The organism is Kribbella sp. NPDC056861 (assembly GCF_040687575.1).
GTDB lineage: Bacteria > Actinomycetota > Actinomycetes > Propionibacteriales > Kribbellaceae > Kribbella.
Genome location: NZ_JBFBNQ010000002.1, coordinates 1,193,152 through 1,206,090, shown reverse-complemented (window position 1 = coordinate 1,206,090; position 12,939 = coordinate 1,193,152). Strand labels below are relative to the sequence as shown.

At 68.2% G+C, this 12,939-nt stretch carries 12 protein-coding genes; 5 read left to right on the top strand and 7 right to left on the bottom strand.

Annotation, left to right across the window (positions count from 1 at the left end; all coding sequences use genetic code 11):
- Positions 1-135: 135 nt before the first annotated feature.
- Positions 136-1,140 (top strand): acyltransferase domain-containing protein, encoded by a 1,005-nt coding sequence (locus AB0P21_RS12685; protein WP_363696107.1) that lies wholly within the window; start codon positions 136-138, stop codon positions 1,138-1,140.
- Positions 1,141-1,347: 207 nt separating this feature from the next.
- Here the strand turns inward: AB0P21_RS12685 and AB0P21_RS12680 are convergent, their stop codons facing one another.
- The 3 genes from AB0P21_RS12680 to AB0P21_RS12670 all read right to left on the bottom strand — a co-directional run bounded on the left by AB0P21_RS12680 (position 1,348) and on the right by AB0P21_RS12670 (position 3,958).
- Entirely contained in the window at positions 1,348-2,058 is a 711-nt protein-coding gene (locus AB0P21_RS12680; RefSeq protein ID WP_363696105.1) for a tyrosine-protein phosphatase, read from the bottom strand.
- A gap of 15 nt (positions 2,059-2,073) precedes the next feature.
- Entirely contained in the window at positions 2,074-3,150 is a 1,077-nt protein-coding gene (locus AB0P21_RS12675) for an iron-containing alcohol dehydrogenase family protein (RefSeq protein WP_363696103.1), read from the bottom strand.
- 70 nt (positions 3,151-3,220) lie between these two features.
- Positions 3,221-3,958, bottom strand: coding sequence for a phosphocholine cytidylyltransferase family protein (locus tag AB0P21_RS12670; protein WP_363696101.1), 738 nt, complete (start codon positions 3,956-3,958; stop codon positions 3,221-3,223).
- A 119-nt stretch (positions 3,959-4,077) separates the two neighbouring features.
- Between AB0P21_RS12670 and galE the strand changes: the two genes are divergently transcribed.
- Genes galE through AB0P21_RS12655 form a run of 3 tightly spaced genes read left to right on the top strand, consistent with a single transcriptional unit; the run spans position 4,078 to position 5,901 of the window.
- On the top strand, positions 4,078-5,031 hold the full coding sequence (gene galE / locus AB0P21_RS12665) for a UDP-glucose 4-epimerase GalE (RefSeq protein ID WP_363696100.1): 954 nt from the start codon (positions 4,078-4,080) through the stop codon (positions 5,029-5,031).
- Positions 5,016-5,327 (top strand): hypothetical protein, encoded by a 312-nt coding sequence (locus tag AB0P21_RS12660; protein WP_363696098.1) that lies wholly within the window; start codon positions 5,016-5,018, stop codon positions 5,325-5,327. The genes galE and AB0P21_RS12660 overlap by 16 nt, the downstream gene beginning before the upstream one ends.
- A 46-nt stretch (positions 5,328-5,373) precedes the next feature.
- Positions 5,374-5,901 (top strand): ester cyclase, encoded by a 528-nt coding sequence (locus AB0P21_RS12655; RefSeq protein WP_363696096.1) that lies wholly within the window; start codon positions 5,374-5,376, stop codon positions 5,899-5,901.
- Here AB0P21_RS12655 and AB0P21_RS12650 read toward each other — a convergent pair.
- The 3 genes from AB0P21_RS12650 to AB0P21_RS12640 are packed head-to-tail and all read right to left on the bottom strand — an operon-like array spanning position 5,898 to position 9,227.
- Positions 5,898-6,644 (bottom strand): class I SAM-dependent methyltransferase, encoded by a 747-nt coding sequence (locus tag AB0P21_RS12650; RefSeq protein ID WP_363696094.1) that lies wholly within the window; start codon positions 6,642-6,644, stop codon positions 5,898-5,900. The genes AB0P21_RS12655 and AB0P21_RS12650 overlap by 4 nt on opposite strands.
- Positions 6,645-6,664: 20 nt before the next feature.
- Positions 6,665-7,897: a homoserine O-acetyltransferase gene (locus AB0P21_RS12645; RefSeq protein WP_363696093.1), complete on the bottom strand. Its 1,233-nt coding sequence runs from the start codon at positions 7,895-7,897 to the stop codon at positions 6,665-6,667.
- Between the two features lie 7 nt (positions 7,898-7,904).
- The gene (locus AB0P21_RS12640) at positions 7,905-9,227 is read right to left on the bottom strand and encodes a bifunctional o-acetylhomoserine/o-acetylserine sulfhydrylase (protein WP_363696091.1); all 1,323 of its coding nucleotides are present in this window, start codon (positions 9,225-9,227) and stop codon (positions 7,905-7,907) included.
- 703 nt (positions 9,228-9,930) lie between these two features.
- Here AB0P21_RS12640 and AB0P21_RS12635 point away from each other — a divergent pair.
- The gene (locus tag AB0P21_RS12635; RefSeq protein WP_363696089.1) at positions 9,931-11,232 is read left to right on the top strand and encodes an SGNH/GDSL hydrolase family protein; all 1,302 of its coding nucleotides are present in this window, start codon (positions 9,931-9,933) and stop codon (positions 11,230-11,232) included.
- Positions 11,233-12,080: 848 nt separating this feature from the next.
- On the opposite strand, the gene AB0P21_RS12630 is transcribed toward AB0P21_RS12635, so the two are convergent.
- The gene (locus tag AB0P21_RS12630; protein WP_363696088.1) at positions 12,081-12,914 is read right to left on the bottom strand and encodes an alpha/beta fold hydrolase; all 834 of its coding nucleotides are present in this window, start codon (positions 12,912-12,914) and stop codon (positions 12,081-12,083) included.
- Positions 12,915-12,939 lie beyond the last annotated feature (25 nt).

Sequence of the window (12,939 nt, the reverse complement as noted above, 5' to 3'; positions counted from 1 at the left end):
TCGGGGTCCTGTCAGTGTGTGGCGTGAAGCGTTTGCCCGGTAGGTGGATGTGACCTGGGTCACGGAAGTCGTGCTTTCTGCTCACGGCCCGTGGTGCGGTCGAGGAGATGACCGACCTCGGTGAAGGGAATGCGGATGCTGGCTACGGGTGAGGCTGCGGAGCGGTTGGGATTCACGGCTGATGCGCAGGTGTGGTTGCGCGGAATGCCTGCCGGCGATGGGATCCAGTTGCCGGAGGATGCTGCGGAGCTGATCGCGCTTTGCGGACTGGAGGACTGCGATCGGCGCGAGATGCTGGCCGCGCGACCGGATCCGGTGCGCGATCCGGAGTGGTGGGCAGTGATGGCCGCGATGGCTTGCGGTCTCGAGCGGGATCTCGAGAAGCCGGTGCCGTCGACTGGATTCAGCGGATGGCCGATGGTGCCAGAGGCATCGTCCGAGGTCGGGTTGTTTGCCTGGGGATGGGCGCTGTTGAGTGCGGTACCTCGACTGCTCGAGGTGCACGCGCGGCGCGGCGTACCGGAGGAGATCACGCTGGCGACCGTCTCCGCGCTCGGCGGGGTGATGGGGACGCATCGCCAGGTCACGGGTCGGGCAGGCGTGGGGCTGTTTCCGTTGTGGGGGCCGCCGTTGAGATTTCGGGGCGCGGATTACCAGATCGGACGGCATTCGTTCACGCGCACGGAATTGGGCCTCGGGGACGGGGTCGCTGGGCATGTGCTGATGGTTCATGTGCCACCGATCGGGCCGCTGGACCCGGTCCGTTCCGAGGAGTCGATCGCTGAGGCGGCGCGGTCGTTCGGGATCTGGTACCCGGAGGAGCCCGTGTCGGCGTTCGTCTGCAGATCGTGGCTGCTCGATCCGCAACTCGCGGAGTACCTGCCTGATGACTCCAACATCTTGCGGTTCCAGCGTCGGTTCACGGTGCTGCCGTTGGTGCCGGAGGACGATCCGAGCGAGGGGGATCGCGAGATGATGCGGCTCGGGTTGTCGCTGGCTGTGCCGGAAGAAGGCCCGTTGCTGGCTGAGGATCTGGCCAGGGTGCCGCAGGAGACCAGGCTGCAGCGAGCTTTCGTCGCGCACCTGCGGGCGGGTGGGCATTGGCAGAAGCGGGTCGGTGTCAGGCGCTGCGGTGGGTGATCTGCTCGATGGGGGTCGCACCGGGTAGCGGGCGTTGGCGCGCGAACCGGCACTCCACCTGGCTGCGGGTCACGCACAGCCAATCGGTGGGCGCGCGACACGGGTGCTTCTGTTCAAGCGCGCGACGAAGGAGCGCGCGCCCAGGGGTGGGTGGGGCTGCAGAACGTGGGCGCGACGGAGGAGCGACCGGCGGAGGCTGTGTGGGTGCTACTCGGTGAGGCGGGCACGGAGGGTGGCGAGAGTGCTGGGGGTCAGGCCGGCTTGGGATAGGTAGGCGAGTGGACCGCCGTACCGCGTGTCCAGGTGGCGGAGGATTGCGACCAGGGACTCGGGGCGGGTGTCGCGGTACTCGATCATCTCCGGGTGTAGGGACTCATCCGGTTCTGCGGCGAGTTGTTCGGCGAGCATGCCGGCCAGGCGGGATTGGGTGAGCGCGTAGTCGGCGACTATCTCGTCTTCGGGGACGCCGGCCACAACCAGAGCAAGCGCGACCAGTACGCCGGTACGGTCTTTGCCGCCGTAGCAGTGGACGACGACAGGACCCTCGGGGGCGTCGGCGATGGCGCGGAGGGCTTCGGCGAAGTGGGTGGCGTGGAGGTCGAGCATTTCGATGCAGGCGCCGACGATGGTGTTGTGGTCCTGCGGGTCCGCTGGGTCCGAGAGGGGGATGTGGAGGGCGATCGGGTCGCCGGTGAAGGGAGTGGGGTAGGCGGTGACCTCTCCGCGGGAGCGCAGGTCGATGACTCGGCTGACGCCGGTACTGCGGACCGCCGCGACGCCTTCTGGGGTAAGGAACTGCAGGCAGTCGGTGCGGATCAGGGCGCCTCGCCGGGTCGTCCCGTCGCCCGAGATGGGGAGGCCGCCGAGGTCGCGGGCGTTGCGGCAGGCCGGCCAGTCGAGATGGCGGTCGACAGTCACTGAGCCTCCAAGCAGTTAAAGGTTCTCCAGCGCCGCCGTGATGCGGTCGTTGAATGTGTTGACCTTCGCGGTGATCCGGGCCGGCGTCAACGCGGATTCTTCGAGCACGGTGAAGCGGCCCGGCCTGGTCTGCGGCGCATAGCCGACGATGCCTTCGAACTCCGCCAGGCTGAAACCGAGGTCGGACGGGCTGACCGGCAGGCCGTGGCGGTGCAGGCAGGCGACGGTCGCGTCGAACATCGCCTGGTCGCCGCGCAGGAACCAGGCGAAGGCGGCGCCGACCCCGACCTGTTCGCCGTGGAAGGCGCGGCGGGTGGGGTGGAGCAGGTCGATCGCGTGGGAGATCTCGTGGCAGGCGCCGGAGGACGGGTGCGAGGTGCCGGCGACGACCATCGAGATGCCGGAGAGGATCAAGCCTTCGGCCAAGACGGACAGAAAGTCGTCGTCGGTGATCGTGCCGGGGTGGTTCATCACGGCTTGGGCGGCGGTGCGGGCCAGCGAGACGGCGAGCCCGTCGACCTCCTCGCCGCGCAGGACGTGTGCGGTCTGCCAGTCGGCGATCGCCGAGAGGTTCGAGACGATCTCGCCGATTCCGGAGCGGACCGAGCGCGGAGGCGCCTGGGCGATCAGGTCCAGGTCGACGAGGACGGCCAGCGGAGCCGGTACGCCGTACGAGCCGCGGCCGGCGTCGTTGTCCAAGGTGCTGATCGGCGAGGCGATCCCGTCGTGGGCGAGATTGGTGGCGACGGCAACCATCGGCAGCCCGAGTCGCGCGGCGGCGAACTTGGTCACGTCGAGAACCGTGCCGCCGCCGATGCCGACGATCGCGTCGTAGCGTTGCCGCCGGATCTGCTCCACGAGCTTGATCGCGGTGTTGATCGTGCCGCCGTCGACGGTGAACCAGTCGGCGCCGGCCAGCCCGTGGCGGAACGTCGCCTGCACGATCGGCCCGTACGTCGAACCGACGGCGATCGCGACCCGTCCTGACGTCGAGATCCGCTGGTCGGCCAGGATCGCGCCGAGGTCGGCGAGCGCTCCCCGGCGTACGTCGACCACCAACGGCGCGGGAATCATCCGGGCTAGCAACGGCACGCGCTACCTCCTGCCGTCGGAAGAAACGGAAGCCCAGTACTACGTCGAGCGCGTGAGGCGACTGGTTCCACTAAGCGAAGCCGAGGATTTTGCGGGCGCGAGCGAGGTCGTCGTGGTTGTCGATCTCTACCCAGTCGACCTTGCCGATCGGGGCGACGTCGATCCGGACGCCCTGGTCGGCCAGCAGTTGGTAGCCGTCTTCGTAGTACAGATTGGGGTCGCGCTCCCAGGTCGCCTTCAGCGCGTCGGCCAGGAGGGCGCCGGCCGACGGCTCGAGCAGAGTGACGCCGATGTACTCACCCGTCGCCGTCGCCGGGTCCATCAACTTGGTGATCCGCTCGACGCCACCAGAAGCGGAGCAGATCACCTTCATCTCCTCGTCGGCCAGCGACTTCTCGGCGTCCAGCGCGAGGATGATCGAGCGGTCCTCGCCCCGGGCGTCGAGCAGGGTCCGCTGGACCGACGCGGGGTGCACGGTGTCGCCGTTGGCCAGCATCGCGCCCTGGCCGAGCAGGTCGCGCGCGCACCACAGCGAGTACGCGTTGTTCCAGGTCTCGGCCTTGTCGTTGTGCACCAGCGCGAGCTGTACGCCGTACCGCTCCTCGAAGCTCTCCACCCGTTCCTCGATCGCGGCGGCGGCGTAGCCGACCACGATCGCGACGTCGGTGATGCCGACCGACGCGTAGTTCGCCAGGGTCAGATCGAGCACCGTCGTCTCCGGGTCGATCGGGACGAGGGCCTTCGGCAACGTGTCGGTGTACGGGCGGAGGCGGCGGCCGGCACCGGCGGCGAGGACTAGTCCGATCATTGGCGCATCCTACGGCCTGCTGAACAAGATTCAGCACGAGTGTTTACGTGCGAAAATGTTGATTTGTGTGGTTAAATGAGGAAGCGAATCAACACGCGCGTCGATGGGAGAATCTGGACATGACATGGCTGGTGACTGGCGGGGCCGGGTACATCGGATCGCACGTGGTGCGCGCCTTCCAGGCGGACGGGATCGACGTCGCGGTGATCGACGACCTGTCCAGCGGCAAGGCTGAGTTCCTGGTCGAGGGGGTGCCGTTCACGCACGCGAACCTGCTCGACGGCGACGCCACCCGCCGCGCGCTCGAAGGCGCGACCGGGGTGGTGCACCTGGGCGGCTTCAAGTACGCCGGCGTCTCGGTCGAGCGCCCGCTGCACACCTACACCCAGAACGTGACCGCCATGGTTTCGTTGCTTGAGGCAATGGCCGAGCAGGGCGTCGGCAACATCGTCTTCTCCTCCAGCGCGGGCGTCTACGGTACGCCGAAGGACGAGGTGGTCACCGAGGACACCGCCCCCGACCCGCAGAGCCCGTACGGCGAATCGAAGCTGATCGGCGAGTGGCTGCTGGCTGATCAGGCCAAAGCCCAAGCCTTGAATCACACCGCGTTGCGGTACTTCAACGTCGTCGGCTCCGGCGACCCCAAGGTGTACGACGCCAGCCCGTACAACCTGTTCCCGATCGTCTGCAACCTGCTGACCCAGGGCAAGGTCCCGCAGATCTACGGCACCGACCACCCGACCCCGGACGGCACCTCCGTCAAGGACTACGTGCACGTCGCCGACCTCGCCCGCGCGCACGTCGCCGCGGCGCGGATCCTCAACCAGGGCAAGACCCTGGAGCCGGTCTACAACCTCGGCAGCGGCACCGGCACCTCGGTCCGCGAGATCATGGACGCCGCCCGCCGCGTCACGGGCATCGACTTCACCCCGACCGAAGGCCCGCGCCGCCCCGGCGATCCGTCCCGCGTCGTCGCCTCCGGCGAGCTCGCCGCCCGCGACCTGGACTGGAAGAACACCTACACCGTCGACCAGATGTTCGCCACGGCCTGGGAAGCATGGCCGAAGTCCTGACCTGCCCCTGCGGCGTCACGGCCGAGCAGCCGTGGCGCCTCCGGGACAAGCTGTGGAGCCCGGCCTCCTTCATCGGAGGCGTGCTGTGGCTGGTACTGGGTGCGGTCTGCGCTCTCGCCGGCTTCAACCCGTTCGGCGTGGTCGTGCTGATCGCCCTTGCCGTCGTCGCGCTCGGATCGCTGGTATTGCAAGCGTTTCGCGGCCATCGCGGCTCCTGCCTGGTACGCCGTGGGTTGTGGTTCGGGGTCGCTGCTCCGGGCCTGCCGGTGCGGATCGTCACCAGTCTCGGCTTCTGACCACCCCGGCGAGAACCGATCCGCGCCGCCCTGCGTAGTGACCGGCATGACGCAACGCATCGAGGAACTGTCGGCCAACAAAGCACTCTGCGAGCGCGCGCTGCACCTGATGGGTGACGGCACGCTCGGTGAGTTCAGAGGCACCATCCACCCGGACGCGACCAATCGCGAGGCCGCCGCCGAGCCGCCCGCCACTCGCGGTCACGGACCCGAGGCGTACTACGCCACCGCCCTGTGGCTGCGGGACGCGTACGCCGACCTGAAGTGGGAGGTCCACGACCTGGTGGCGGAGGGAGACCTCGTCGTCCTGCACACGACGATGTCCGGGCGACAGGTGAAGCCCTTCGTCTCGTACGACGCGGACGGCAAGCCCGCGCAGGCGTTCCCGGCCACCGGGCGCACCTTCGCGGTCACCCAGTCGCACTGGATGCGAGTCCAGGACAGCATGGTGATCGAGCACTGGGCCAACCGCGACGACCTGGGCAACGCGACCCAGCTCGGCTGGATCCCGCCGACGCCGGTCTTCCTGCTCCGGATGTTCCTGGCTACTCGCCGCGCCCGCGCGGCCGGCTAGCCAACCACCGCATCGAAGCAGGCCATCGGGATCGTCAGCGAGATCTCGCCACGCTGGTTGAGCTCGTCCTCGACCGCGGCCAGGGTTTCGGGGGAGGCGATGGATTGCCAGCCTTCGAGGAAGCCCAGCCGGATGAAGTAGTGGTTGAAGAGCGCGCTGCCGTCGGCGAACCGCATCGTGAAGGTGCTCTCGGCAACGGTCGTGTCAAAGCCGGATCCTTCCAGCAGGGCAAGGGTTCCGGGGACGGTCGCGCGGTGGTTGAGGTGCCGGGCGAGCGCCTCGTCAGCGACCTTGCCACGCAGTACGTCGTAGAACTCCGCCATGTGGCCGACGAGATTCGTGCTCAGCAGCAGCCGGCCGCCCGGCCGGAGTACGCGATGGCACTCGGCCAGGACCGTCGAGGCGTTGTCGAAATTGTTGATGCCGAGGTTGGAGACGACGACATCAACCGACCCATCCGGCAGGTCGAGCGTGGCCGCGTCCGCGACGACCAACTCGACGTTGGTGAGACCCAGGAAGGCGATCTTGCGACGCAACACGTCCATCGCTTCGGCCCACGGGTCGACGGCGATCACCCGCGCGGCGGCACTGCGCTGAGCGAGCTCGACCGTCAGAAACCCTGTCCCTGCGCCGATGTCGACAATCGTCTGACCGCGTCGCAGCGGCACCCGGTCGAGGATCAGCTGGCCGAAAGGCGCCGACCACAGCGGGAGTTCGTCGTAGTACTGCGCTGTCTCCGTCACCCCGTCGACGGTACCCGCGGCTAGGTTCGCAGCGTGTCCGCGATCAGCGCCCCGACCTGATCGAGCTCGATCAGGAAACCGTCGTGGCCGTAGGGGGACTTGATCAGGTGCAGAGGGCCGGCGTCCGGGCGGGCGTCGATCAGCTCGCTCGACAGGCGGCTCGGGTAGAGCCGGTCGGAGTCGACGGCGGCGACGATCAGCCGGGATTTCAAGCCCTGCAAGGCGGTTGCGAGGCCGCCGCGGTGGCGGCCGATGTCGTGGGAGTTCATCGCGCGGGTCAAGACGACGTACGAGCCGGGGTCGAACCGCGCGGCCAGCTTGGTGGCGTGATGATCCAGATACGACTCGACGGCGAACCGGCCGTCGCCCTGCGGCTCGCGGCCGAAGCGAGTCGCGAGCTCGTACTCCGAACGGTAGGTCACGTGGGCGATCCGGCGCGCGATCCCGAGACCTGCCAGCGGCGCAGTACCGGTGTCGTAGTAGTCGCCTCCGTGCCAGGCCGGGTCTTCCTCGATCGCCGCGAGCTGCGGCGCGCACCAGGCGATCTGCTCGGCCGACGCGTAACCGGTCGAGGCGAGCACTACCGCAGTACCGACGCGGTCGGGGTAGAGCAGCGGCCACTCGATCGCGCGCATGCCGCCCATCGAACCGCCGATCACCGCGGCCCAGCGGTCGATCCCCAACGCGTCACTGACCGCGGCCTCGGCGGCGACCTGGTCCCTGATGGTGATGGCGGGAAATCTGCTGCCCCACGCCTTGCCGTCCGAGGCCGGCGACGACGGGCCGGTGGTGCCCTGGCAGCCGCCCAGCACGTTCGCGGCGACGACGAACCAGTCGGCGGGATCGACGTACCGGCCGGGGCCGATCAAGCCGTCCCACCAGCCCGGGGTTGGTTGCCCTGGGCCGGTGGGACCGACCACGTGCGCATCCCCGGTCAGGGCATGGCAGATGAGGATGGCGTTGTCCCGGGCGGCGTTCAGCCGTCCCCAGGTCTCGTACGCGACTTGTACTGCGGGCAGCTGGTCGCCGGATTCGAGCGTCAGGTCACCGATCGCGGCGAAGCGCCGATCGGCGACCGGATCACCAGGGCGCCAGCCGCCTGCGAGTTGGTCAGGACCGCCCGCTCCCCACGCACCGGCCACCTGACCTGGTGCGTGAGGAGCTCCCGGCGAGCTGCCGGGACTACCTGCCTCCCTGCCGATGTCCCGCCCCCGGGCATCGACGGCTGAGGCAGGCGGGCGGTCCTGGGTCATTGGGTGATCAGGCCGACTTGGCGGCCGCGAAACCGACCTCGAGGTCCGCCAGGATGTCGTCGATGTGCTCCAGGCCGACGGCGAGCCGGACCAGGCCCGGGGTGACGCCGGACGCGAGCTGGTCCTCGGCGGACAGCTGGCTGTGCGTGGTCGACGCCGGGTGGATCACCAGCGAGCGGACGTCGCCGATGTTGGCGACGTGGCTGTGCAGCTGCAGCGCGTTCACGAACCGCTTACCCGCGTCGACGCCGCCCTTGATCTCGAAGGCGACCACGGCGCCGGCACCGCGCGGCGTGTATTTCTGCGCGAGTTCGTAGTACCGGCTCGACGGCAGGCTCGCGTAGGCGACGCTGTCGACCTCGTCGCGGGCTTCGAGCCACTGCGCGACCTTGAGCGCGTTGTCGAGGTGGCGCTCGATCCGCAGCGACAGGGTTTCCAGGCCCTGGGCGATGAGGAACGCGTTGAACGGGGACACCGCGGTACCGAGGTCACGCAGCCACTGCACCCGCGCCTTCAGGATGTACGCGAGGTTGCCCAGGTCGGAGCCGACGCCGAGCGCGGTCGCGTAGGTGAGACCGTGGTAGCTGTTGTCCGGCTGGTTGAAGCCGGGGAACCGCTCCGGGTTCTGCGCGTAGTCGAACTTGCCGGAGTCCACGATCACCCCGGCGATCGCCGTACCGTGACCGCCCAGGTACTTCGTCGCCGAGTGCACGACGACGTCGGCGCCGTGCTCGAGCGGACGCAGCACGTACGGGGTGGCGACGGTGTTGTCGACCACCAGCGGTACGCCGTACTCGTGGGCGACGCCGGCGATGCCCTCGATGTCGAAGATCTCGCTCTTCGGGTTCGCGATCGTCTCGCCGAAGAACACCTTGGTGTTCGGCTTGATCGCGGCCTTCCAGGACTCCAGGTCGCTCGGGTCCTCAACGAAGCTGACCTCGATGCCGAGCTTGGGGAAGGTGTAGTGGAACAGGTTGTACGTGCCGCCGTACAGGCTCGGGCTGCTGACCACGTGGTCACCGGCCTCGGCGATGTTCAGCAGCGCCAGCGACGTCGCGGCCTGACCGGAGGAGACCAGCAACGCCGCCGTACCGCCTTCGAGGCTGGCGATCCGCTGCTCGACCGCGTCCTGGGTCGGGTTCTGGATCCGGGTGTAGATGTTGCCGAACTCCTGCAGCCCGAACAGGCTGGCCGCGTGATCGGTGCTGTCGAAGGTGTACGAAGTGGTCTGGTAGATCGGCAGCGCCCGCGCGTTGGTCGTCGGGTCGGAGGTCTGCCCGGCGTGGATCTGCCGGGTCTCGAAAGACCAGCTGGGGGTGTTCTCGGTCATGCCACGGTCCTGTTCTCGGGTACGACGGCAGCGCCGATCCGCGCGGTCACGGTCGGGCGAAGCCTGATGATGTAAGGGTTTTCAGCTCACAACAGGTGCTAGCGGCAACAACACTCGGTCATGGCAGCTCCTGAGGTCCCCGGGCTGCCGCTGACGGACCGCCCTCGTACGAAAGACGATAACCGCACTAGACATTCACTTTGCGTGACGTCCACATGCTGAACAGGCGGTCCGGGCTCGTGACGCTGGGCGTCACCTCGCCAGAGCTGGATGCGGAACGGGATCGATCAACCCCATCGGTTCAACCGTCGGCCGCAACCGCAGCGCTTGGGCGGAGAGACTCGTGACGCTTCGCGTCACCTCGTGCGGAAACGGCGAGCAGCCCCTTCCAATACATCTGCCGCGGTTTGCAGTCTCGGACAGAGCTACGAAGACCCGTCGTGCGGCGACCTTGCGAGCAGTTGCTCCATCTGCCCTCCCCGAAGGCAGTCCATTCATCAGCATCACGTGCACAACGACAGGCAGTAGTTGCCTCTGCGGGCCGATGAGCGGTCCGTCTGCGCCTGGTGGTTGCCGGACAGGGCGGCTACTGCCTGTCGTTGTGCACGCAGACCTCCCCGCCAAGAAACCCCCGCCGGTTTCGCAACCTCTGTCGGGGTTGTTGCATCTGGCCATTGGGGAACTTGGTGAGGGAGAAGTCGGAATGCGGGTTGCGCGCAGCTGGTGTGGGTCGATCGTGGCGCTGGGATCGGTGGTGCTGATGGTGGTGGCGCAGTCATCACATGCCTCGGTCCCGATCGAGCAGGAGCCTGCTTGGCGGGCGGCGTGGCTGACCGCGATGCAGCAGCCGAATGCCAACCCGAACTGGTCGCAGCAAGGCTTCGTCGGACAGTCGGTCCGGCAGGTTGTGCGGGTCGCGGCCGGCGGCGCGAAGATCCGGATCCGGCTCAGTAACCAGTACGGCGATCGCACGCTCAAGCTGGCCGGCGCGAGCGTGGCGAAGGCGGCCGTCGGGGCGGCGACGGAGGACGGATCGGCGCGGACGGTGAGGTTCCGGGGAGCTGAGGCTGTCAGTGTGCCGGTCGGCGGCAAGGTCGCGAGTGACGCGGTCGCGCTGACCGGGCTGAGCAGCGGAAGTCGGGTCGCGGTGACGCTGTACTTCGCCGAGGCGACCGGGCCGGCGACCTTCCACGAGTACGGCGCGATCGGGGCGTCGTACCGGGCGGTGGGGGACCAGCGCGCGGAGACCAGCGGTACGCCGTACCGGGAGTCGAGCGGGAGCTGGTATTTCCTGGCGGGCATCGACACGATCGCCGCGGCGCAAGATCGGCCTGGACGCCCGCGGTCGCACGCTAGCCGCGCGCGGCTGGACCAGGGGTTGGTGATCGCGTTCGGCGACTCGGTCACCAACGGCTACCGAACCACGCCGGGGCTGCGGTACCCCGATCTGCTGTCCGCGCGACTCGCTGCGGCCGGTCGCCCGATGCCGGTCCTCAACGCCGGACTCGGCGGCAACAGGCTGCTGGCCGACTCGGCCTGCTCCGGCGAACGGGGTCTGAATCGCTTCCAGCGCGACGTCCTCGACCAGCCGGGCGTCACGACTGCCATTGCGCTGATCGGCATCAACGATCTCGGTTATCCCGAAGTACCGGCGAACTCGTGTACGGTCCCGAATCCGCCGATCACCGCTGAGCAGCTCATCGCCGGCTACCGCACGCTGATCCGCGAGGCTCATGCCCGGGGAGTCCGCCTCGTCGGCGTGACCATGCCGCCGTTCCGCGGGGCGGAGGTCCACACTGCCCGCAGCGAAGGGATCTGGGTGGCTGTCAATGCGTGGATCCGCGACAGCGGTGAGTATGACGGGGTTGTTGATTTTGCTGTGGCGCTTGCTGATCCAGCTGATCCGACTCGGCTGGCGGCGCAGTACGACAGTGGTGATCATCTGCACCCCAATGAGGCGGGCTATCGTGCGATGGCGGATGCGGTGGATCTCGCGATGCTTTGAGGCGACTCGGGGCAGGGCGCTGGACTATGTGGAAGATGAACGGGGCTCTGCCCGTACGCCGCCCGCCCCGGGCTCGTGACGCTTGGCGTCACCTCGCAGTACCGGATGCGGGACGGGAACCACACCCCTATGCGGGCAGCGAGCACTGACCTCTTGCTCGCTTGAGCGCCCGCGCCGGGCTCGTGACGCTTCGCGTCACCTCGCAGGACGGGATGCGGGACGGGAACCGCACCCCTTTGAGGCGGTGGTGCTGGTCTCGGCTGGCCACACCGCCCCGGTGGAGCGGTCGCCGTGCCGGGCTCGTGACGCTTCGCGTCACCTCGCTGAACCAGGTGCGGGACGGGGATCAGACCCCGCTTGCCCGCTTGCCCGCTTGCCCGCTTGCCCGCTTGGGCGCCTGCGCCCGGGCTCGTGACGCTTCGCGTCACCTCGCTGAGCCAGATGCGGGACGGGGATCTCACCCCTCTGCGCGGGCAGTGAGGGTTGACCACTTGCCCGCTTTCGATGCCCACACACAGGCTCGTGACGCTTCGCGTCACCTCGCAGGGCCGGATGCAGGACGGGAACCACACCCCTCTGCGGGCGGTGGTGCTGCGCTCTGCAGCGGAGGCGCCAAGTAGCCCTCGCTGGCCACAGTGGCTGATCGCTGTGCTCTCGAGCCTCATCTCGCTCGCTGTCGCCGCATTCGGCGGTTGGGTGGCGATATCAGGAACTCAACGGGGCGCCGAGGAGCAGCGCGCGAAGGAGAGCAGGGAACAGCGAGCTCATGTCTATGCCGTGTCCCTGGCGCGACGAAGATCTGCTTGCGCGGTGACTAATCGGTCTTCCCGCAACACCTCGCAGGCCTCTCAGTGTTCGCTGCTGAAGAACCGTAGCAACAGCGGGCCGACGGTCCGTGGGTCGACGACGTGATCCAGCCCCTCGAGGGTCTCCCGTTGAGCGTGGGGTAATTGGTCTGCAAGCTCGTCGGCTGCGCGGTCGAAGAAATCCGAGGGCAGGCCTGCCATATAGGGGACCGTGATCGGTCCTCCGGTGGTGACCAGGACCGGTTGGGTGACCGTTGCCAGTCGATCGGCCGGCAATTGGTAGCGGTTGAGGAAGACGCTGTCGTGGACCAGCGTGGGCGCGAGGGCGACCGAATGCGCCCAATGCGCCGTCTGCTTGCCTGCCGCTTTCCTGGCCGCGATGTTGTCGTCGGAGGCGCCGCTCAAGCGCATGAACAGTTCGAGAACCTCCTCGTCCCGCCCGGCGTCGAAAGCGCGTCGGGTGTCGGCGACGTACTTCTCGAATCGCTGGCGGATGTCGTCTCCGACCGCGTAGGGCACCTCCCACACGGCGATCGTGTCGATGGCTGACCCGGCCGCGGCCGCTTCCAGCGCCAGCGCACCACCAGAGGACGCCCCGAACAGGTGTGCTGAGCCGCCCGCCTCCGCGATCAACGCATCCAGGTCCTCGATCTCCCTCTCCACGGCGTACGGCTCGGTGAAGCCGCTCGCGCCGCGTCCCCGACGGGCATAGTTGTAGACCGTGAAGTGCTCGGCGAGAGCCGGCGCCAAGGGAGCGTTCTCCACCCCCTCGTCGAGTGCTCCGCCCACCAGAATGACGGCCGGACCGCTTCCCCTCCGGTCGTAGGCGATGGTGGTGCCATCGTTTGATGTCACGCGAAAGGCCATCTCGTTCATCTCACATCTCCGTTCGAGAGGTTTG

What these genes read in the sequence shown, in the direction of transcription:
- AB0P21_RS12640 (WP_363696091.1), bottom strand. Translation starts at nt 9,227, where the DNA reads ATGACCGAGAACACCCCCAGCTGGTCTTTCGAGACCCGGCAGATCCAC.
- AB0P21_RS12635 (WP_363696089.1), top strand. Translation starts at nt 9,931, where the DNA reads ATGCGGGTTGCGCGCAGCTGGTGTGGGTCGATCGTGGCGCTGGGATCG.
- AB0P21_RS12660 (WP_363696098.1), top strand. Translation starts at nt 5,016, where the DNA reads ATGGCCGAAGTCCTGACCTGCCCCTGCGGCGTCACGGCCGAGCAGCCG.
- AB0P21_RS12630 (WP_363696088.1), bottom strand. Translation starts at nt 12,914, where the DNA reads ATGAACGAGATGGCCTTTCGCGTGACATCAAACGATGGCACCACCATC.
- AB0P21_RS12645 (WP_363696093.1), bottom strand. Translation starts at nt 7,897, where the DNA reads ATGACCCAGGACCGCCCGCCTGCCTCAGCCGTCGATGCCCGGGGGCGG.
- AB0P21_RS12685 (WP_363696107.1), top strand. Translation starts at nt 136, where the DNA reads ATGCTGGCTACGGGTGAGGCTGCGGAGCGGTTGGGATTCACGGCTGAT.
- galE (WP_363696100.1), top strand. Translation starts at nt 4,078, where the DNA reads ATGACATGGCTGGTGACTGGCGGGGCCGGGTACATCGGATCGCACGTG.
- AB0P21_RS12670 (WP_363696101.1), bottom strand. Translation starts at nt 3,958, where the DNA reads ATGATCGGACTAGTCCTCGCCGCCGGTGCCGGCCGCCGCCTCCGCCCG.
- AB0P21_RS12655 (WP_363696096.1), top strand. Translation starts at nt 5,374, where the DNA reads ATGACGCAACGCATCGAGGAACTGTCGGCCAACAAAGCACTCTGCGAG.